Origin of the sequence: Variovorax sp. 350MFTsu5.1 (assembly GCF_048302515.1) — a bacterium.
Classification (GTDB): Bacteria; Pseudomonadota; Gammaproteobacteria; order Burkholderiales; family Burkholderiaceae_C; genus Variovorax; species Variovorax guangxiensis.
On record NZ_CP157621.1, the window covers coordinates 170677 to 190087 of the forward strand.

Genomic DNA, 19411 nt, shown 5'->3' on the forward strand with positions numbered 1-19411 from the left:
AGAAGAGAGGAGGAGTCGACCGGTGTCGCGGCGGCAAGAGCGGCCATCGCTGGGGCCGCTTGTGACCGGCAGACGATAACAGCGGCCATCAGGTGCTCCAGGCGGCGCTGTTGTCGGGCCATCCGAGGGCTTTCGACCCTTCCGGAAATGCTGCAGGCCAAACAGAATGGACCATGCCGCGCCCTTCCGATCCTTCGCCGACGCGACCCGCGCAACGCCACCCCGTGCTGCGGCTGCTGATCATCCTTGCCTGGGTGGTGCCGGCCGGCCCGGTCCTCACACTCGTCCTGTATCCCTTCTGGTCATGGTGGGAGGCCACCACGGGCTGGGAGTCCGTCGGCCATTCGGGGCCTGCGGACTGGTGCTACCTGGCGACATGGGCGGTATTGCTTGCCGTGGCCTGTCTGGTGCCGCTGGTTGCACGTCGCAGGGCCGGCTGATGGTGTAGAAGGTGTAGAAGAGGCCGGCGTTCCACCACATTCTTTCGATGGCTACCGATGGCTGCTGATTTCCACCTCCACAGGGCGATCCTGATCGCCATCACTGCCGGTCTGGCCGCGCTCGCCAGCGGCGCGAAGGCCGCGGGTCCCGCCGACGGTGCTTCACGCCCGGAGTCGCCGGCGGTGACACCGGCCAGATCCTGCAGCTTCGGTGCCTTCGTCGCCGAGACCGACCCGGCCGGACTCAACGTCCGCGAGGCGCCGAGCACTGCGGCCAGGGTCTTGGGCAGGCTCCCGCCGACCTTCGTCGAGCCTGCGATGAACTACGGTGTCCGCGTCGAGGTCGAGGTCATCGGCGTGCGCGACGGCTGGTTCCTGATTCGCAACGCCAAGGACAACGCCGATCTCACCGGTCGTCCGTCCGGCGCGGCCGATGTACAGCGGCAGGGGATGGGTCGGCGGCAGCAAGCTCACCGTGAAGTCCCAGGCGGATGCGGGCCGCGCGCGACCGGCCCGGGCCGCGGCGGTCCACCTGCGCGTGGGCGACGGCGAAACCTTCGATGGCGACAACTTCATCGAAGCCGCCCGCCTGAGCGACTGCGAGGGCGAATGGGCGCAAGTCGAGTTCGCGGATCAGCGCTTCCCCGCCCAGGATCGCGCCACGCTGAAGGTCGAACCCGCTGCGCGCGCGGGCCTGCCGTCGGGTCGTTTCCGCGTCTGGGTGGATCGCCTCTGTGGCATCCAGGAAACCAGTTGCTCCTGACCCGTTCGATCCGGGCGCCTCGCCCTGTGGCGTTCTCGCGAGTGAGTGCGTCCCGCTCAGCTCGGGCTTGCCATTGTGCCCGTAGCAGGCCTTGAGGGCTGTGTAGTCGCAGTGGTGCGCCGTAGCGCCGTGTTGATTTCCATGGATCCTGACCCGGCGGGGGCGGCATGAAAACCAGTCCAAGTTTTCGTCCGCACCCCCTGCCGAAGGCTCGACTCAGATTCCGCTAATCACTGCATCGAGCGCGGCCACGAAGTCGCTGGCTTGAGATCGCAGGTTGCCCTGGACAGAGCCCAGATCCTTGACTCGAAAGGGTGCAGCCAGATGGGGCAATGCCACCAGCATCGCTCCGTTCCAGCCGATGGTCGGACAGAGGGACCGCGGCATCGCCGCCGGCATGTGGGCACGCAGCGCCAACGGCATCACGAGGCGGGTCGGGAGCTTGTCGAGGATCTCGCTCTGGATGTCCACCATCCAGGGAATCTCGCCGCGCTGGGTCTTGGACGGGTTGGCATAGACGTCGAACTGGGCCATCGTGCAATCACCAGGGACGGTAGTCCTCGCCGAAAACACCCACGCGCTCGACAAGCTCGTTCTGGGCTGCAATCCACTCCGCATAGGTTTCGTTGAATTCGCGCTTGCGCTGGCCGAGCGTCTTCGTCCGTTCGATTGCCTCGAGCTCGGCGTAACGGGCTGCCGAGACCATCACAACTGCGACGCGGTCGTTCTTCATGACCTGCACGGGCTCGCGCTCGGCTTGACCCAGGTAGTAGCCGAAGCGGTTCTTGGCATCGGTGGCACTGACTTGCATGATTGGACTCGGGTGAGAGTGATTAGCCATTTTAGCTATTCTTCAGCAGGAATGCCCTGGCATTCCCATGGAGTCAACGCACCGAAGAGTTGCTGCTTCATCGCTGGCAATCCTGGAATTTCCCTCGGAGCCAATGTCATCCCCTGCACGGGCCGGCTGGCCGAGGTCGAGGGGTTCGAGCGCGAGGCCGGCGAGCTGGTGCGGGCCTTCCTCGAGGCGCATCGCGGCGAGCTGCGCTGCGACCTGGACCTGGGGCTGGCCACCACTGGCGCACGATCGATCCTGACTAGCTCGAGGAGCTGGTCCGGCGTCGATGCGTTCGATTTGTCGCAATTTCACCAGTTTGCTGCATTTCAGCGGTTGCTGAAATCTTGAATTTTGATGAAATTCCCTTGATGATTTCACCAAAAATGGTATTTTCAGCGGATGCTGAAAATCGATGATTCGGTGAAACATGTCGAGCGCCAGGCTGCTGCTGCCCTTCGCCTGCTCCTAGAACAAGTGCCAGCTATCCAGCTTCTGGACATCGAGCACGAAACGCTGAGCCCCGATCACGGGGTCGATATCGTGGCGCACTTCGAGGTGTACGGCAGGCGACAGGCGTTGGTCTGCGAAGTGAGGTCCAGTGGCCAGCCGCGCCACGTCCGCCTCGCGCTGCTGCAACTGCGCGACTACGTGATGAATCAAGCAAAGGATGCCGTGCCCGTCTTCATCGCACCCTACCTGTCGCCTGAAGCCCAGGCGCTGTGCCGCGAGCACGAGGTGGGCTACCTTGACCTGGAAGGTAACGCGAGGTTGGCTTTCGACAGCGTTTTCATCGAGCGCCAGGTTGCGAGCAAGCCTGCTGTGGAGCGGCGTGAACTCAGGTCGCTTTTCAAGCCGAAGTCCGCCCAGGTGTTGCGCGTGATGCTTCGGGATCCGCAGCGTGCATGGCGCGTTACGGAGCTTGCAGAGGCCGCCGAGGTCAGTCTGGGGCATGTGAGCAATGTGCGCGTTGGCTTGTTGGACCGCGAGTGGGCGCAAGTCTCCAGCGAAGGCCTGTACCTGTCCGAGCCCGACGCGCTTCTCGATGAATGGCGCGACGCCTACGAGCCGCCAGTCGGCCGGCGTATGAGTTTCTACACGACGTTGCACGGCAGTTCGTTCGAGGAGGCTGCGCGGCGAGTGATGAGTTCGCAGCATGCAACGGGACTTTTGGCAATGGCGTCCTTCTCGGCGGCGCACTGGCTTGCTCCGTATGGCCGCACCGGCACGCAGTACTTCTATGCGGACGATGCTGGTCTGGAACATCTGCGGTCGGGCCTGAAGCTGTCTTCCGCCTCGAAGGGCGAGAACGTGACGGTGACCTTGCTCAAAGACCTCGGTGTATTCCGCGATACGGTTGAGCCGGCACCTGGCGTCACCTGCACCAGTCCCGTCCAGACCTACCTGGATCTCGCAGCAGCCGGCGAGCGGGGGCGGGAGGCGGCCGATCATCTACGACAAGAAAGGTTGAAATGGCAGAAGTGACCCCAGGCGAGCCACAGTCCGCCGCCGACTACGACGACCGCACGACGGCGGCCGTCAAAACGGTGTTGCTCGAAATCGGCCAGATCCTCGGAAGTTTCAAGGGCAAGTTCGCCATCGTCGGCGGTGCCGTCCCGTGGCTGCTGCTTGGCAATGAGGACATGCCGCACGTCGGCACGCTCGATGTGGATCTCGGGCTAGATGCCGAGGCCTTGGGTGACGGCGAATACGCCACGCTGGTCGAGGCTCTGCAGGGGCACGGCTACCAGCAGCGTCATGACCTTCGGCGTTTTCAGCTCGTGCGCCAGATCGCGACTGAAGATGGCGGTGCCCCGATCGACATCGTTGTCGACTTTCTGATGCCTCGCAATGCCGAGATCATCAAGAACGTGCCGCCGTTGATCAGCGACTTCGCGGTGCAACGAGCGGACGGCGCTGATCTGGCCCTTCGCTTCTATCAACTGGTGGCGATCACCGGATCGATGCCCGCCGGCGGTACGAACCGCGTCGAGATCGCAGTTAGTTCGATACCGGCCCTTCTGGCCATGAAGGGGCATGCGATCGAGGGGCGCTACAAGCAGAAAGACGCCTACGACATCTACTACTGTGTCCGGAACTATCCCGGAGGGCCGGAGGTGCTGGCCGAGGAGTGCCGGCCGCTGCTTGAACATGCCAGCGGCGCCGCAGGCTACGGATTCATTGCTGGCAAGTTCGACACAGTCGATGGTTTTGGGCCGACCTGTGTGCGTCGCTTTGTCGAGGAAACGAAAGTGCTCGGTGAACGCAGCCCCGAGCAGTGGCAGCAGGATGCTTTCGGTCAGGTCGATGCCTGGTTGCGCGCACTGGGTTTGAGAGGATAGGTACCGTGGCGCAAGCGTCTTTCAACAACTTCGATGCGCAGTGGTCGAACGCATCCAGACGCGCTGAGCGAGGAGTCCAATGGCTTCATGCGGCCTGATTCTGACCCTGTACCGAATCAGTACGTACACGAATGGGCCGGCCGGCTTTGATGGGCGACATCAGCTCGTCTTCGGGCGACAGCGCAAGGCCCAAGCTTGCCAGTGCCGGGTCTACCTGCGGTTGGGCGGTATTGAAGATCAAGGGCCATCTTTTGATTTCCTCCCTGAAGTGCCCCAGTCGGCCATGTGTTCTCCATCCAAATCTGAACCCACGTGACACCCCTAACCTGCTGCAAAGAGCCGCAGCACAGGAGTGATCGACGTGGCGACATTGAGTGGGGGCCGATATCCACTTGGATCTCCTTGTCCGCTCAGCCGCAAGCGTGGCAACACCTCGCGGTCATGCAGGCAAGGATGCTTCGATACGCTGAATTCCCATGGTCTTCAGCGTCTCCGCAATGGCTGCAACCGCACCCGGGATGCCTGCCTCGCCGAAGTGCCCAATGCATCCCACGCGGAAGGTTTCCACCTGCGTGAGCTTGCCGGGATAGAGGATGTAACCGCGCTTCTTTACCTCTTGATAGAAGGTCTTGAAGTCGTAGTTCACATCGTCGGGAGCGTGGAAGGTGACGATGATCGGCGCTTGAAAGGCGGGGTCGAGGAAGCTGCGGAGGCCTAGGGCAGCAAGGCCTTCGATGAGCGTTTTGCAGTTGCGCGCATAGCGTGCGCCGCGCGCGGCCAGGCCGCCTTCCTCGATGTATTGCGTGATGGCCGCATCGAGCGCTGCGACCACGTGTGTAGGCGGCGTGAAGCGCCACTGGGTCGTTTTCTCCATATAGACCCACTGGTCGTAAAGATCCATGCTCAGCGAGTGGCAGTTGCCTTCGCATTGCTCGAGCGTTGTGCGCTTGATCACAACAAAGCCCATGCCCGGCACCCCTTCGAGGCATTTGCCTGAAGCGGCGACCACAGCGTCGAACGGCGTCTTGCGTGCGTCGATTTCCAGTGCGCCGAAGGAGCTCATGGCGTCGATGATCAGGCCGCGGCCGTGCCTGGCGACGACCAGGGCAATCTCGTGCAGCGGGTTGAGAACGCCGGCGCCGGTTTCGCAGTGCACCACCGCGACATGGGTGATGCTTGGATCAGCCGTCAGGGCGCGGTCGACGTCTGCCGGCGAGATCTGTTTGTCTTCGGTGTAGTCGATGGTGCTGAGCTTGCGGCCGAGCACCTTGCAGATTTTCGCCAGACGTTGGCAGTAGGCGCCGTTGCTAGGCACCAGCACATGGCCGCTTCGAGGAACGATCGTTCCGATGGCTGCCTCGACGGAGAAGGTGCCGCTGCCCTGCAATGGTACGCACTCGTGCGTGCCGGTGCCGTGCACGATGTCCAGCACGTTCTTTCGGATGCGCGCGGTGATCTGGTTGAAGTCGCCGTCCCACGATCCCCAGTCGCGCAGCATCGCTTGGCGGGTGCGCTCCGAAGTGGTCAAGGGGCCGGGCGTGAGCAGGATGGGAGCGGCTTGACTCATGGTGTCTCCAAGGCAGTGGAAGAAAAGTGAGAAGGAGGGTCGGGAGAAAAAAGGGAATAGCTCAGCCGCGGCCGAGGTTGCGCCAGGCCTGCGTTCGTGCCAGCAGCACACGCGTGAGCAATGCGTAGGCGATGCACACCAGCGTCGAGGTGACGACGATCAGGCTCGCGAGTGCGGCTGCCGGGCCGATGTCCCCAGCGTCGTCCAGGTGCATGATCGCGACCGACGCGAGGATGGTCTCCGGCGTGTAGAGAAAGATCGCGCATGACAGGCTGGCCATCGACACCACGAAGAAGTAGCGTCCTATGTCGAGAATGGCTGGCAGGCACACGGGCACCGTCACACGCAGGAAGGTCTTGAAAAACGGTACCTTGAGAGAGGCCGAGACGGCCTCGAACTCATTGTCGATCTGCTTGAGCGCCGTCACGGCCGTCAGGTGGCTCGAGGTGTAGTAGTGCACCACCATCGAGATGATCAGGATTGCCATCGTCTGATAGAGAAAGTTCAGTGGGTTGGCTGGATGGTTGAAGAACATCACGTAGCCCAGCCCGAGTACCAGACCCGGCACCGCCATCGAAAGCACGGCCATCAGGTGCATGCCGCGGCGCATGAGGCCCAGATTGCGCGTCTTCTCGATCAGATAAGCGCCCATGAAGACGATCAGCGAGCCGGCCACGGCAGTGACAATCGCCACGAGCAGGCTGTTGCCGTAGGCGGCTGCCATCTCGCTCTCCAACAGCACGAAGTGGTAGTGCTTGAGCGTGAATGACAGGTCGTAGGGCCAGAGCGAAATCAGCGAGGTATAGACCGCCATGCCGATGGTGGCCAGCAGCAGGCCGCACACCACTGCGCAAAAGAGCGTCAGCAGCGCATCGGCCACCTTCCGAGGCTTGGGGCTGTAGGGGACCGAGCGGGCGGTGAGTTGCGCCTTCAGCTTGCGCCGTACCACGTAATCGATCACGAACGAGACCACCGACGGAAGCAACAGCAGCATGCCCACTACCGCGCCGATGGCGAAGTTGTGCTGTCCTACGACCTGCTTGAAGACATCCACTGAGAGCACATTGAAATTGCCGCCAATCACCTTGGGCGCGCCGAAATCGCTCACCACATAGGTGAAGACGACGGTGGCCGCGCTGATAAGGCCGTACTTGCACGAGGGTAGTGTGATCGTCATGAACTGACGCAGTGGCCGCGTGCGCAGCGCGGTGGCGGCTTCGTACAGCCGACCGTCGGCCAGCGACAGCGCAGTGACGAGGATCATCAGCGCATGCGGAAAGGTGTTGTAAACCTCGGCCAGGATGATTCCCGGTGCACCGTAGATCGATGCGCCGCCCAGCAGGAATTTGAGAGCCCCCTGGTTTCCGAACCACTGTACGAACGAGATCGCCGACAAGAGCGAGGGCGCGAGCAGCGGGATGAGCGCGATGAGTCGGAACAGCGCCTTCAGCGACACAGGCATGCGGCTGCGCGTGAGCGCATAGGCGAAGACGAAGGCCGTCGGTACCGAGATCATCACTACCGCGGCCGAGACCCAGACTGAGTTCCAGGCCGCGCGCAGCAGGCTCGGCGTCTGAAAGTAGGTGATGAAGTGGGCCAGACCGATGAATCGCCCGTCCTTGTCCTGCACCGCATGCGCGAGGATGGTGGCGAGCGGTGCGATCAGGAAGACAAACAGCATCGCCATCACCACGAACAGGATGGCCCGCGCGATGGTTTCGTCGCGGCTCCAGCGCAGCGCAGGTCGTGCGGCGAAGGCGGTCTTGATGGCAGTAGGGTGGGCCAGCGCGTTCATGGCTTTGGCGTGCGTGTGGCGGAAAAGGCGCGGATGCGGTTGGCGCGCAGCGCGATGTCGATGGTGTTGCCTTCGCGGATGTCCAGGTCGTGCAACTGGTTGAGGGAGAAGTGCAGACCCAGCACCTGCCCGTGCAGCGCATCGGCGGTCACCTCGGCGATGCACTGGCCGCCGAGGAACTCGACCTTCGTCACCTTCGCTTGCAGGCGGTTGGGCGTGTCATCGCGCAGTTGCTCGACCGCGCGGTCCTCCGGGCGAAGGTACAGGTTGACAGCCTCTCCGGGTTCGAAAGCGCCATCGCAGGCGTCGCATTCGAGCTCCATGTCGCCCACCCGGAAGCGGTGGTTGCCCAGCGCCACCGAGCGAAGCACGTTGACCTTGCCCACGAAGTCCGCCACAAAAGGGGTGGCCGGCTGTTCGTACACTTCCATCGGCGTGCCGACCTGCTCGATCACGCCGTGGTTCATGACCACGATGCGGTCAGCCATCGACAGCGCCTCTTCCTGGTCGTGTGTAACCATGATGGTGGTGATGCCGACCTGCTTTTGTAGCCGGCGGATCTCACCGCGCAGCCGGATGCGTTCCAGCGCGTCGAGCGCTGAGAGCGGCTCGTCCAGCAGAAGCAGGCCAGGGCGGGCGGCCAGCGCGCGGGCCAGCGCCACGCGTTGCTGCTGGCCGCCCGAGAGCTGGCTGGGGTACTTGTGGCCGGAGGTCGGAAGGCCGACGAGCTTCAACAATTCATCGACCCGGGCATGGATCTGGTCGCGCTTGGCGCGACTGTTGACCAAGCCGTAGCCGACATTCTCGGCAATCGAGAGATTGGGGAAAAGTGCATACGACTGGAACACGATGCCGTAGTCGCGCTTGTCCGCGGACAGCCACGAGACGTCCTTGCCGTTCTGCAGGATCTGTCCGGAGGTCTGGGTTTCCAGGCCCGCGATGATGCGCAGCAGCGTGGTCTTGCCGCAGCCCGAGGGGCCCAGAAAGCACAGCATCTCGCCCGGGTTCACGCGCAGGTGCACATCGCGCAGCGCGCTGAAGGCTTCGAAGTCCTTGCGAACGCCGATGATCTCGAGCGCCGCGGGCGGTGCGGCGGCGGGCAACTGGCTGGCGATGAAGCGGGTGTCGGTCATGTCCATTTTTCGCACTCGTTGGAAGTAGGCGCCGCTGCACTTGGCGTCGCGGGTTGGAAAAAGGCCGGCGCGGCCATCAATTCACAAGGTGTCTGCTTCGCGGGGACGCTGCGGAACCGGCTTCGCCGGGCCGCTGGCGTCGTCCCGGGTAGGGGGCAGAGCGACGCGGGGTGCGCGCAGCCCCGGGGGGCGAGCTCTTATTTGGGCTCCGCCTTGCCTTCGTAGCGCTTGCTCCACTCGGCGAGGATGCGTTCGCGGTTCTTGGCCGCCCAGTTCAGGTCATTCTTGGCCAGCAGCTTCTCGTAGTTGTCGGGAATGCCTTCGAGTTTCGAGACCACGCCCGGGTAGGCGACCACGGCCCACCAGCGCGCGCTGATCTGGTTGGCCTCCTTGCTCGCCATCCAGTCGGCGAAGCGCTTGCCCTGCTCCAGCTTCGTGCTGGTCTTCATGAGGCTGGTGGCCTCGATGTCCCAGCCCAGGCCTTCCTTCGGAAAGATCAGGTCAACCGGGGCGCCCGACTTCTTCACCTGGTGCGCGCGGAACTCGAAGGAGATGCCGATGGGGAACTCGCCCGCGCCCGCCTGCTTGCAGGGCTTGGAGCCGGAGTGCACGTACTGCGCGATGTTCTGGTGCAGCGCGTCCATGTACTTCCAGCCTTCGGCATCGCCCATGTTCTGCAGCCACGACGACACATCGAGATAGCCCGTGCCGCTGGAGGCCGGGTGCGGCATCGAGATCGTGCCCTTGTAGACGGGCTTGGTCAGGTCCTTCCAGCTCTCGGGCTTGGGCAGGCCGAGCTTCTTCGCCTCGACGTGGTTGAAGCAGATGGTGGCGGCCCACACGTCCATGCCAACCCAGGCAGGCGGGCGCGCCGCGTCGGAGTACGCGGGGTTCAGGTCCTTGAAACCCTTGGGCTCGTAAGGAAGCAGCATGCCCTCCTGCTGCAGCAGTGCCAGGCTGCTGGCGGCCAAGCCGGCCACCACATCGGCCTGCGGGTTGGCTTTTTCGGCCAGCAGCTTGGCGGTGACGATGCCGGTGGAGTCGCGCACCCACTTCACCTCGATGTCGGGGTTGGCTTTTTCGAAGGCGTCCTTGTAGAGCTTCATGGCGTCGGTTTCGAGCGCCGTATAGACCAGGAGCGGCATCTTCTGCGCCCGCGCACCGCCGGACATGAGGCCGAGGGCTGCAACACACAGGGCGGCCGTGAGACGGCGCGTGCTTTGTTTCATCGTCATCTGTCGTTTCTCCTGAGAGGCTGGCTGTCACTTGAAGAGGGTGAGGGCTGGCGCCGTCGCGAGGGTGGCCAACGCCGTTCGGTGTTTGCAATGTAGATTGCTGATTGGAGACTGTCAATAAAAAATTGTTGACAGTTTTCAATTCATCGGGAAAATACGCCCCATGGTCACCAGCAATCACTCCGCCGCCCTCGCATTCCTCCAGTCCAGCTCGCTGCCGATGCTGATGCAGGAAGAAATCGAGCGTTTGATCATGACGGGCGAGCTTCCCGTCGGTAGCCGCATCAACGAGAGCGAGCTTTCGCAGCGCTTCAACACCAGCCGCGGCCCCATCCGGGAAGCGCTGCGGGCGCTGGAAGAGGCCGGCCTCGTGCGCAACGAAAAGAACCGCGGCGTCTTCGTGCGCGAGATCGCGTTCGAGGAAGCCGACGAAATCTACGAACTGCGCGAGGCGCTGGAAGAAGTCATCGGCCGGCGCGTGGCGGTTGCCATCAAGCCCGACGCCATCGAGCGCCTGCGCGCCATGCTCGACGCGATGCGTTCGGCAGCCCAGGCGCAGGACGTGGAGCAATACGCGCAGCTCAATCTGCAGTTCCACGAAATCCTGCTCGACACCGCCGGCAGCAAGAAGCTCACCGAAACCTACAAGCGCCTGGTAAAGGAACTGCACCTTTTCAGAATGCGCGCGCTCGACAGCGGCGGCGGCCTGCGGGTCTCGGCCGACGAGCACCGCGTGATCGTCGATGCCATTGCCAGCGGCAATCCCGACATCGCTGGGCAGGCGCTGCGCAAGCACGTCGCCGACAGCCGCGCACGGATGCACAAGGCCTTCGGCCGCGTCGATTCCGCTCCCATTGAAGCCCCGAACAACCCACCCCAAAAGGAAGTCTGAAATGACACAGGAGACACTCGAAGTCAACGCCCGCAGCTACCGCTGGATGTCGCGCCCGGTCGTGGTCGTGTGCGTTGACGGCTGCGAGCCCGCGTACCTCGACGCGGCGATCGCCGCCGGCGTGGCCCCGTACTTCGACCGCATGAGGAAGTCCGGCGCCGACCTGCTGGCCGACTGCGTGGTGCCCTCGTTCACCAACCCGAACAACCTGTCGATCGTGACCGGCGTGCCCCCGGCCGTGCACGGCATCTGCGGCAACTACTTCTTCGACCGCGAGCTCGGCCAGGAAGTCATGATGAACGACCCCAAGTACCTGCGCGCGGGCACCGTGCTGGCCGCCTTCGCGGACGCGGGCGCCAAGGTCGCCGTCGTCACCGCCAAGGACAAGCTGCGCAAGCTGCTGGGCCACCGCATGAAGGGCATCTGCTTCTCGTCGGAGAAGTCCGACCAGGTGACGATGGAGGAGAACGGCATCGACAACGTGCTCGACATGGTCGGCATGCCCGTGCCCTCGGTGTACAGCGCCGAACTGTCGGAGTTCGTCTTCGCCGCCGGCGTCAAGCTCATGGAGTCGCGCCGCCCCGACCTCATGTACCTGTCGACCACCGACTACGTGCAGCACAAGGCCGCCCCCGGCAGCCCCGCCGCCAACGCCTTCTACGCCATGATGGACGGCTACCTCGCGCAGCTCGACGCCCTGGGCGCCACCATCGTCGTCACCGCCGACCACGGCATGAACGACAAGCACGACGCAGCCGGCGCGCCCAAGGTCATCTACCTGCAGGACGTGCTCGACGGCTGGTACGGCCAAGACGAGGCACGGGTCATCCTGCCGATCACCGACCCCTACGTGGTGCACCACGGCGCGCTCGGCTCCTTCGCCACCGTGTACGCGCCCGCTGAAGCCAGCGTGCCCGGCTGGATCGAGCGCATCAAGGGCATCCCCGGCATGGAACTGGTGCTCTCGCGCAAGGACGCCGCCGAACGCTTCGAGCTGCCGCCCGATCGCATCGGCGACATCGTGGTGGTCAGCGAGCAGAGCACCGTCATCGGCACCTCGGCCAGCCGCCACGACCTCTCGGCGCTGGAAGTGCCGCTGCGCTCGCACGGCGGCGTCTCGGAGCAGCGCGTGCCGCTGATCTGCAACCGCCCGGTCACCGGCATTGCCGCCGGTCGCCGGCTGCGCAACTTCGATGCGCTGGACATCGCGCTGAACCGCGCCCAGTAACGACAACGACTTCCGGAGCACTTCCCCATGAGCCAAGCCATCCTGAAGCCAGGCACCGTCCACCGCGAGGCCCTGCGCATTGCCGGCGAGCGCGTGCACCGCGACCGCACCATCGAGGTCACCTACCCCTACACCGGCGAAGTCATCGCCACCGTGCCCAAGGCCACGCTGGAGGACGTGCGGGTGGCCTACAAGATCGCGAGCGACTACAAGCCCACGCTCACGCGCTACGAGCGCTACAAGATCCTGATGCGCGCCGGCGAGATCATCGCCTCGCGCCTGGACGAGATCTCGCGCGTCATCACCATGGAGTCGGGCCTGTGCCGCAAGGACTCCTTGTACGAAGTGGGCCGCGCCTCCGACGTGCTGCTGTTCGCGGCCAACCAGGCCCTGGTGGACGACGGCCAGGTGTTCTCCTGCGACCTCACCCACCACGGCAAGAGCCGCAAGGTCTACACGCTGCGCGAGCCGCTGCAGGGCGCCATCACCGCCATCACGCCGTTCAACCATCCGCTGAACCAAGTGATCCACAAGGTGGCTCCCTCCATTGCCACCAACAACCGCATGGTGCTCAAGCCCAGCGAGAAGACGCCGCTGACGGCCTTCATCCTGGCCGACATCCTGTACGAGGCGGGCCTGCCGCCGCAGATGCTGTCGGTGGTCACCGGCGACCCGAAGGAGATCGCCGACGAGATGCTCACCAGCGCCGACGTCGACTTGGTCACCTTCACCGGCGGCGTGGCCATCGGCAAGTACATCGCGGGCAAGGCGGTGTACAAGCGCCAGGTCCTGGAGCTGGGCGGCAACGACCCGATCATCGTGATGGAGGACGCCGACGTCGAGGAAGCCGCGACGCTGGCGGCCAGCGGGTCGTACAAGAACTCGGGCCAGCGCTGCACGGCCATCAAGCGCATGCTGGTGCACGAGTCGGTGGCCGACCGGTTCGTCGAGCTGCTGGTGGCCAAGACGAAGGCCTTGAAGTACGGCGATCCGATGGACCCGGCCACGGACATGGGCACGGTGATCGATGAGGCCGCGGCGATCCAGTTCGAGGCGGTGGTCAACGAGGCCATCAAGGCCGGTGCGCAGCTGCTCTACGGCAACGAGCGCCGCGGTGCGCTGTACTCGCCGACGGTGCTCGACCATGTGGACCCGCAGATGACGGTGGCCAGGCACGAGACCTTCGGGCCGGTGTCGCCGGTGATCCGCTTCAGGAACATCGAGGAGGCGATCCGCATCTCCAACGGCACGGCCTACGGCCTGTCGTCGGCGGTGTGCACCAACCGCATGGACTACATCACGCGCTTCATCCGCGAGCTGAACGTGGGCAGCGTCAACGTGCGCGAGGTGCCGGGCTACCGGCTGGAGCTCACGCCCTTCGGGGGCATCAAGGACTCGGGCCTGGGCTACAAGGAAGGCGTGCTCGAGGCGATGAAGAGCTTCACCAACACCAAGACCTATTCGCTGCCCTGGTAGACAACGATGAGCCTGAGCATTCCCGACATCGTCGGCCTGTTCGAAACCAAGGGCGGCGCGCAGTACGACGGCGAGCCGGTCACGCAACTTGAGCATGCGCTGCAGTCGGCTCATCTCGCCGAGCAGGAGGGAGCGGGCAGCGCGCTGATCGCCGCGGCATTGCTGCACGACCTGGGCCACCTGCTGCACGACTTCGGCGGCACGCCGACCCGGCAGGGCCTGGACGACCTGCACCAGTACCGCTGCCTGCCGTTTCTTCGCGCGCTGTTCGGCCCGGCCACGCTGGAGCCGATCCGGCTGCACGTGGACGCCAAGCGCTTCCTATGCGCGCGCGTGCCCGGCTACCTGGAGGCGCTGTCGGCCGATTCGAAGCGCAGCCTGCAACTGCAGGGCGGCGTGTTCGACGAGGCCCAGGCGAAAGCCTTCGAGGTCTTGCCGTATGCGATGGACGCGGTACGCCTGCGGCAGTGGGACGACACGGCCAAGCTGGCCGATGCCCACATGCCCGGCCTCGCGCACTTCGTGCGCCACCTCGAGATCAGTTCCGCCGAACACAGGCAAGCCCTCGCCACCGCTTAAGGCACACGGATGCGCCCCTTCTGGATCGAACAAGCGCTCTTCAACGATGGCGATCTGGCCCCGGCGCTGCAAGGCGAAACGAGCGCTGACGTCTGCATCGTCGGCGGCGGCTTCACCGGCCTGTGGACGGCCATCCAGGCCAAGCTGCAGGCGCCGTCGCTTGACATCGTCATTCTCGAAAGCGACCTGTGTGGCGCCGGCGCCAGCGGGCGCAACGGCGGTTGCCTGCTCACCTGGTCGGCCAAGTTTTTGACCCTGCAGCGGCTGTTCGGCGAAGACGAGGCGGTGCGCCTCGTGAAGGCGTCGGAAGCGGCGGTGGGGCACATCGCCGACTTCTGCGCGGCGCACAACATCGACGCCGAGCTGCGGCGCGACGGCACGCTCTACACCGCGACCTCGCAGGCACAAATCGGCACGCTCGATCCGATGATGCAGGCGCTGGAGGCGCGCGGCATCCACTCGTACCACGCGCTTTCGCCCGACGAGGTGGCGCGGCGCTCGGGCTCGGCGCGCAACCTGGCCGGCGTGTACTCGCCGATCGCCGCCACCGTGCATCCGGGCAAGCTGGTGCGCGGGCTGCGGCGCGTGGCGCTGGCCATGGGCATCCGCATCCACGAGCGCACGCCGATGCTCGACTTCAGCACCGAACAGCCCGTGCTGGTGCACACGCCCACCGGGCGCGTGCGCGCGAAGAAACTGGTGTTGGCGATGAACGCGTGGATGGCCAGCCGCTTCCCGCAGTTCGAGCGGACCATCGCCATCGTGTCGAGCGACATGATCATCACCGAGCGCTGCCCCGATCTGCTGCAGCAGATCGGGCTGACCGACGGCGTGTCGGTGCTCGACTCGCGCACCTTCGTGTACTACTACCGCAGCACAGTCGACGGCCGCATCATGCTGGGCAAGGGAGGCAACACCTTCGCCTGGGGCGGTCGCATGGCCAAGGTGTTCGACGAGCGCTCGCCTTACGAGGGCGAGCTCACGCAGGCCCTGCATTCGTTCTTCCCGGCATTGCGCGACACGCCGATCACCGCGAGTTGGAACGGGCCGTCCGACCGCTCGGTGACGGGTTTTCCCTTCTTCGGCAAGCTCGACGGCGCGCCGCATATTTACTACGGCTTTGGCTATTCAGGCAACGGCGTCGGGCCGACCTACATGGGCGGCCAGATCCTCTCGTCGCTGGTGCTTGACCAGGACAACGTCTGGACGCGAAGCCCGATCACGAAGGGGCCGCTCGGTCACTTTCCGCCGGAGCCGATGCGCTACCTCGGCTCGATCGCAGTGCGCAACGCAATCCGCCGCAAGGAGCGGGCCGAGGACGAGGACCGCTCGCCGTGGCTGGTCGATCGCCTGCTCAGCAAACTGGCCAACGCTGCAGGCAAGGCGGACAAGGCCTGAACGTCCGACGTTCAAGCCTAGCCGGAACCGCGAGACGGAGGTACGGAACCGGCAATCCGGGAATCCCCGAAGGAAGGGGAGGGGGATCGATGAAACGTCATCATCAGGCGATTCCCCCGGAGCAGCAAGGTCGAACGCGCAGGATGCGCCCCGATGCATTTTTAGGCGCACACTTTCTTCTCTCAGTCTCCGCAGGCAGCGTGCTTGTGCCCTTGGGTGCCATTGGCAACCGGCCTACAAGGCCGTGACGGTGAAAGAATCGAAACGATATCGATGAACGAATCGAGCAGTGGGCTCTGGCGTCGTTCCTCGAGGCAATAGAGATAGGTTTCTGTCCAGGCGGGGTCGCCCGCGATGCGCACCATGTGCAATTGCTCGTGGGGGATGAACTCGGCCTCGGAGACCGTGCAGATGCCCATTCCCCGGATCGCGGCTTCGCGTAGTGCCTCGCGGCTGCCGATTTCCATCGCCAATTTGGGCACCACGTTTGCGGCCTTCATGGCTTGTTCCATCGCCCTGCGGGTGCTCGAGCCGCTCTCCCGCTGCAGCAGCGGCTGCCGGTGCAGTTCCTCGAGTGCGACTGCCTGGCGCCTGGCGAACGGATGTTCGGTGTTGACGCACAGCACCACGGCGTGCCGTGCATACGGCATGGCCGAGAAGCCAGGCGCCTCGTGGAAGCGGGCGAGCACACCGAGATCGACGGTGTAGTCCTCCAGATCGCGAAACACGCTTGTCGAGTTCCCCATTCGAATGGAGACATCGATGCGGGGGTAGCGCTTGCGATAGGCGTCCACCATCTCGATCACATGGAAGGGGCCGACCGCGCCCAGCTTGAGGTGTCCGGCGTTGAGCTCCCCGTTGTCGTGCAGCAGGTTGTAGGCCTCGACCTCCAGCGCGCCGAGCTGGCGCGCCAACGGCAGCAGCCGCTCGCCCACGTCCGTCAGCGCGACCCCGTGGCCGCGGCGGTAGAACAGCTGCACACCGTGCCGTCGCTCCAGCGCCTGCACCTGCGTGGTGAGCGTGGGTTGACTGACTTTCAGGAAGCGCGCCGCGGCGCTGAAGCTGCCGTTCTGGGCCACGGCGAGGAAGGCGCGAAGTTGGACGGCCGACATCCATAGATTTTTACGATATTGCGATGACAAATTCATGATCGATTTGATATCTCTGCGTCATCTTGGCTTTCTAGTCTCTCGGGTGTCGTCTTCCTCACAGCCCCCACCTCCATGAGACCCTCGCACTTTTCTCCCCTGCGCCGCGCCCTGTTCGCCCTGGTGCTGCCCCTGCTGGCCTGGCCCGCGCTGGCCCAGCAGACGCTAACCATCGGCCTGATTCCGGCCGAGGATTCGCAGGCGATGATCGAAGGCAGCCGTCAGGTGATCGACAGCCTGCAGAAGCAGCTGGGCATGCCGGTCAAGCCCTTCGTCGCCACCGACTACAACGGCGTGATCGAGGCGCTGCGCGCCAAGAAGCTGGATGTCGCCTACCTCGGCCCGTTCTCCTACGTGCTCGCCAGCTCGGTGGCGGACGTCGAGGCCTTCGCCGTGGCCGTGACCAAGAAGACCGGTCAGAGCTCGTACAAGAGCGTGATCATCGCGCGCAGCGACAGCGGCTCGACCGCACCCGCCGACCTCAGGGGCAAGACCTTCGCCTTCGTCGACCCGACCTCCACCTCGGGCCACCTGTTCCCGAAGGCCGGGCTGCTGCAGGGCGGCTTCAACCCCGAGACGCACTTCAGCCGCGTGATCTTCTCGGGCTCCCACGACGCCAGCATCCTCGCCGTGGCCAACAAGAAGGTGGATGCGGCGGCGGTCGCCGACCGCATCCTCGCGTCGGCCATCGCCAAGGGCCAGGTCAAGCAGGAGGACCTGCGCGTGGTCTGGTCCTCGCAGCCGATCCCCGAATCGCCGATGGTGTGGCGCAAGGACCTGGACCCGGCCCTGAAGGAGAAGGTCGCCAAGGCCCTGGCCAACATCAAGGACCTGCCGTGGGGCGACCAAGGCGTGCTGAACGGCTTCCAGCCGACCAATGACGCGGCCTACAACGTGATCCGCGACACCGCCAAGACGCTCAAGCTGGACCTGCGGAGCATGAAGTGATCGACATTCGCCAGCTGACCAAGCGCTACGGCGGCAACCCGGTGCTGCGCGGCGTCGACTTCCAGGCCGCCCGCGGCGAGTTCGTGGTGGTGCTGGGGCAGTCGGGCGCGGGCAAGTCCACGCTGCTGCGCTGCATGAACCGGCTGGCAATCGCTGACGGCGGCGAGTTGCGCATCGACGGCATTGACGCGATGCGCTGCCGCGACCCGCGTGCGCTGCGCCGCAAGGTGGCAATGATCTTCCAGCACCACCACGTGGTGCCGCGGCTGACGGCGCTGAAGAACGTGCTCACCGGGCGGCTGGGCTCGGTATCGGTGCTCGGCTCCTGCCTGCAACTGTTCCGCCGCCAGGACATCGCGCTGGCGCACGCCTGCCTGGCGCGCGTGGGCCTGGCCCACAAGGCGAACGAGCGCACCGACGCGCTCTCCGGCGGCCAGATGCAGCGCGTGGGCATCGCCCGCGCGCTGGCCCAGCAGCCGGCCGTGATCCTGGCCGACGAGCCGGTCGCCAGCCTCGACCCGCACACCGCCCGCGCGGTGCTTGAGGACCTGCGCAGCGCCGCGCGCGAGCTGGGCATCACGGTGGTGTGCAACCTGCACCAGGTCGACTACGCGCGCGAGTTCGGCGATCGCATCGTCGGCCTCGCGCACGGGCGTGTGGTCTTCGACGGCCGCCCGGACACGCTCACCGAAGCCGACATCGAGCGCATCTACGCGCCCTCGGCCGAGCCCGCCCAACCCGCGCCCGCGCCGGGCGCCCCCATCATGCTGGCCGCCGGCCTGGAGGGCTGAACATGCAAGCCTCTACCGATACCCGCTGGCGCTGGACCGGCCCCGAGCCGCGCGACACCCGCGGCTGGATCACGATGGCGCTGGGCACGCTCGCGCTGGTCTGGGTGCTCGACTGGAGCGCGGCCGGCGCGCAGCTGAGCTGGCGCGAGCTGGCAGCCGGCCTGCCGCAGATCGCCGACTTCATCGGCCGCACCATGCCGCCCGACACCGCCATTCTGGGCCGCCTGGTGGCTCCGGCGCTGGAGACGATCCAGATCGCCGTGTGGGGCACCTTGCTGGCGGTGCCGGCGGCGGTGCTGCTGTCCTTCCTGGCGGCGCGCAACCTGCAGTCCAACCGCTGGGTCTACCAGGGCACGCGCCAACTGCTGAACGTGGTGCGCAGCATCAACGAACTGATCCTCGCGCTAGTGTTCGTGTCGGCCGTCGGCCTCGGCCCCTTCCCGGGCGTGCTGGCGCTGGCCGTGCACGGGGCGGGCATGCTGGGCAAGTTCTTCGCTGAGGCGATCGAGGAGATCGACCAGGGCCCGCTCGAAGCGCTGCGCGCCACCGGCGCGCGGCCACTGCAGGTGGTGGTGTTCGGCGTGCTGCCGCAGGTGCTGACGGCGTGGATCGCCGTGCTGCTGTACCGCTTCGAGGTCAACCTGCGCTCGGCCACCGTTTTGGGCATGGTCGGCGCGGGCGGGCTGGGCTTCGAGCTGGTCGGCAGCCTCAAGCTGTTCCGCTACCAAGAGACCGCCACCTGCATCCTCGTGATCATGGCGATGGTCATCGTGGCCGACCTGGTGTCGAGCCAGCTGCGCCACCGCATTCAGAGCAGCGGCCGCCACTGAGCGGCCTGCAT

General features: G+C 65.1%; 20 protein-coding genes. 13 read left to right on the forward strand and 7 right to left on the reverse strand.

Features of this window, described 5'->3' with window-relative positions:
* Positions 1-173 precede the first annotated feature (173 nt).
* Together ABL843_RS32200 and ABL843_RS32205 are read left to right on the forward strand one after the other, a co-directional pair.
* Complete coding sequence (locus ABL843_RS32200) at positions 174-440, forward strand: hypothetical protein (RefSeq protein WP_369662554.1); 267 nt, start codon at positions 174-176, stop codon at positions 438-440.
* 433 nt (positions 441-873) lie between these two features.
* A complete protein-coding gene (locus tag ABL843_RS32205) occupies positions 874-1203 on the forward strand; it encodes a hypothetical protein (RefSeq protein WP_418120792.1) in 330 nt (109 codons plus the stop codon).
* Between the two features lie 216 nt (positions 1204-1419).
* Here ABL843_RS32205 and ABL843_RS32210 read toward each other — a convergent pair whose 3' ends face one another.
* On the reverse strand, positions 1420-1737 hold the full coding sequence (locus tag ABL843_RS32210) for a CcdB family protein (RefSeq protein WP_184642815.1): 318 nt from the start codon (positions 1735-1737) through the stop codon (positions 1420-1422).
* Positions 1738-1744: 7 nt separating this feature from the next.
* Positions 1745-2014: a type II toxin-antitoxin system prevent-host-death family antitoxin gene (locus ABL843_RS32215; RefSeq protein ID WP_369662556.1), complete on the reverse strand. Its 270-nt coding sequence runs from the start codon at positions 2012-2014 to the stop codon at positions 1745-1747.
* 51 nt (positions 2015-2065) lie between these two features.
* On the opposite strand from ABL843_RS32215, the gene ABL843_RS32220 reads away from it, so the two are divergent.
* The 3 genes from ABL843_RS32220 to ABL843_RS32230 are packed head-to-tail and all read left to right on the forward strand — an operon-like array spanning position 2066 to position 4380.
* Positions 2066-2389: a hypothetical protein gene (locus tag ABL843_RS32220; protein WP_369662557.1), complete on the forward strand. Its 324-nt coding sequence runs from the start codon at positions 2066-2068 to the stop codon at positions 2387-2389.
* Positions 2390-2440: 51 nt separating this feature from the next.
* Entirely contained in the window at positions 2441-3523 is a 1083-nt protein-coding gene (locus ABL843_RS32225) for a type IV toxin-antitoxin system AbiEi family antitoxin (protein ID WP_369662558.1), read from the forward strand.
* Positions 3511-4380, forward strand: a complete 870-nt coding sequence (locus ABL843_RS32230; protein ID WP_418120793.1) for a nucleotidyl transferase AbiEii/AbiGii toxin family protein — start codon at positions 3511-3513, stop codon at positions 4378-4380. Before ABL843_RS32225 ends, ABL843_RS32230 begins: the two co-directional genes overlap by 13 nt.
* 439 nt (positions 4381-4819) lie before the next feature.
* Here the strand turns inward: ABL843_RS32230 and ABL843_RS32235 are convergent, their stop codons facing one another.
* The 4 genes from ABL843_RS32235 to ABL843_RS32250 all read right to left on the reverse strand — a co-directional run bounded on the left by ABL843_RS32235 (position 4820) and on the right by ABL843_RS32250 (position 10110).
* Positions 4820-5947, reverse strand: coding sequence for a 2-aminoethylphosphonate--pyruvate transaminase (locus tag ABL843_RS32235; RefSeq protein ID WP_369662559.1), 1128 nt, complete (start codon positions 5945-5947; stop codon positions 4820-4822).
* Between the two features lie 61 nt (positions 5948-6008).
* Positions 6009-7742, reverse strand: coding sequence for a putative 2-aminoethylphosphonate ABC transporter permease subunit (locus ABL843_RS32240; RefSeq protein ID WP_369662560.1), 1734 nt, complete (start codon positions 7740-7742; stop codon positions 6009-6011).
* Positions 7739-8881 carry a putative 2-aminoethylphosphonate ABC transporter ATP-binding protein gene (locus ABL843_RS32245; RefSeq protein WP_369662561.1) on the reverse strand — a complete coding sequence of 381 codons (1143 nt, stop codon included), beginning with the start codon at positions 8879-8881 and terminating at the stop codon, positions 7739-7741. The genes ABL843_RS32240 and ABL843_RS32245 overlap by 4 nt, the downstream gene beginning before the upstream one ends.
* Positions 8882-9072: 191 nt before the next feature.
* On the reverse strand, positions 9073-10110 hold the full coding sequence (locus ABL843_RS32250; RefSeq protein ID WP_418120794.1) for a putative 2-aminoethylphosphonate ABC transporter substrate-binding protein: 1038 nt from the start codon (positions 10108-10110) through the stop codon (positions 9073-9075).
* Positions 10111-10273: 163 nt separating this feature from the next.
* On the opposite strand from ABL843_RS32250, the gene ABL843_RS32255 reads away from it, so the two are divergent.
* From ABL843_RS32255 to ABL843_RS32275, 5 genes are read left to right on the forward strand one after another with little or no spacing between them, the layout of a single operon-like run.
* Complete coding sequence (locus tag ABL843_RS32255; protein ID WP_418120795.1) at positions 10274-11002, forward strand: phosphonate utilization associated transcriptional regulator; 729 nt, start codon at positions 10274-10276, stop codon at positions 11000-11002.
* 1 nt (position 11003) lies between these two features.
* Positions 11004-12230 (forward strand): phosphonoacetate hydrolase, encoded by a 1227-nt coding sequence (phnA, locus tag ABL843_RS32260; protein ID WP_418120796.1) that lies wholly within the window; start codon positions 11004-11006, stop codon positions 12228-12230.
* Between the two features lie 27 nt (positions 12231-12257).
* On the forward strand, positions 12258-13706 hold the full coding sequence (gene phnY, locus ABL843_RS32265) for a phosphonoacetaldehyde dehydrogenase (RefSeq protein WP_418120797.1): 1449 nt from the start codon (positions 12258-12260) through the stop codon (positions 13704-13706).
* Positions 13707-13712: 6 nt separating this feature from the next.
* Positions 13713-14285: a phosphonate degradation HD-domain oxygenase gene (locus ABL843_RS32270; protein WP_418120798.1), complete on the forward strand. Its 573-nt coding sequence runs from the start codon at positions 13713-13715 to the stop codon at positions 14283-14285.
* Between the two features lie 9 nt (positions 14286-14294).
* Positions 14295-15683, forward strand: coding sequence for an FAD-dependent oxidoreductase (locus ABL843_RS32275; protein WP_418120799.1), 1389 nt, complete (start codon positions 14295-14297; stop codon positions 15681-15683).
* Between the two features lie 182 nt (positions 15684-15865).
* Here ABL843_RS32275 and ABL843_RS32280 read toward each other — a convergent pair whose 3' ends face one another.
* Entirely contained in the window at positions 15866-16795 is a 930-nt protein-coding gene (locus tag ABL843_RS32280; protein WP_418120864.1) for a LysR substrate-binding domain-containing protein, read from the reverse strand.
* Between the two features lie 111 nt (positions 16796-16906).
* Between ABL843_RS32280 and phnD the strand changes: the two genes are divergently transcribed.
* Genes phnD through phnE form a run of 3 tightly spaced genes read left to right on the forward strand, consistent with a single transcriptional unit; the run spans position 16907 to position 19400 of the window.
* The gene (phnD, locus tag ABL843_RS32285; RefSeq protein ID WP_369662567.1) at positions 16907-17779 is read left to right on the forward strand and encodes a phosphonate ABC transporter substrate-binding protein; all 873 of its coding nucleotides are present in this window, start codon (positions 16907-16909) and stop codon (positions 17777-17779) included.
* A complete protein-coding gene (gene phnC, locus ABL843_RS32290) occupies positions 17776-18570 on the forward strand; it encodes a phosphonate ABC transporter ATP-binding protein (RefSeq protein WP_418120800.1) in 795 nt (264 codons plus the stop codon). Before phnD ends, phnC begins: the two co-directional genes overlap by 4 nt.
* A gap of 2 nt (positions 18571-18572) precedes the next feature.
* The gene (gene phnE, locus ABL843_RS32295) at positions 18573-19400 is read left to right on the forward strand and encodes a phosphonate ABC transporter, permease protein PhnE (RefSeq protein ID WP_418120801.1); all 828 of its coding nucleotides are present in this window, start codon (positions 18573-18575) and stop codon (positions 19398-19400) included.
* The last annotated feature ends 11 nt before the right edge of the window (positions 19401-19411 follow it).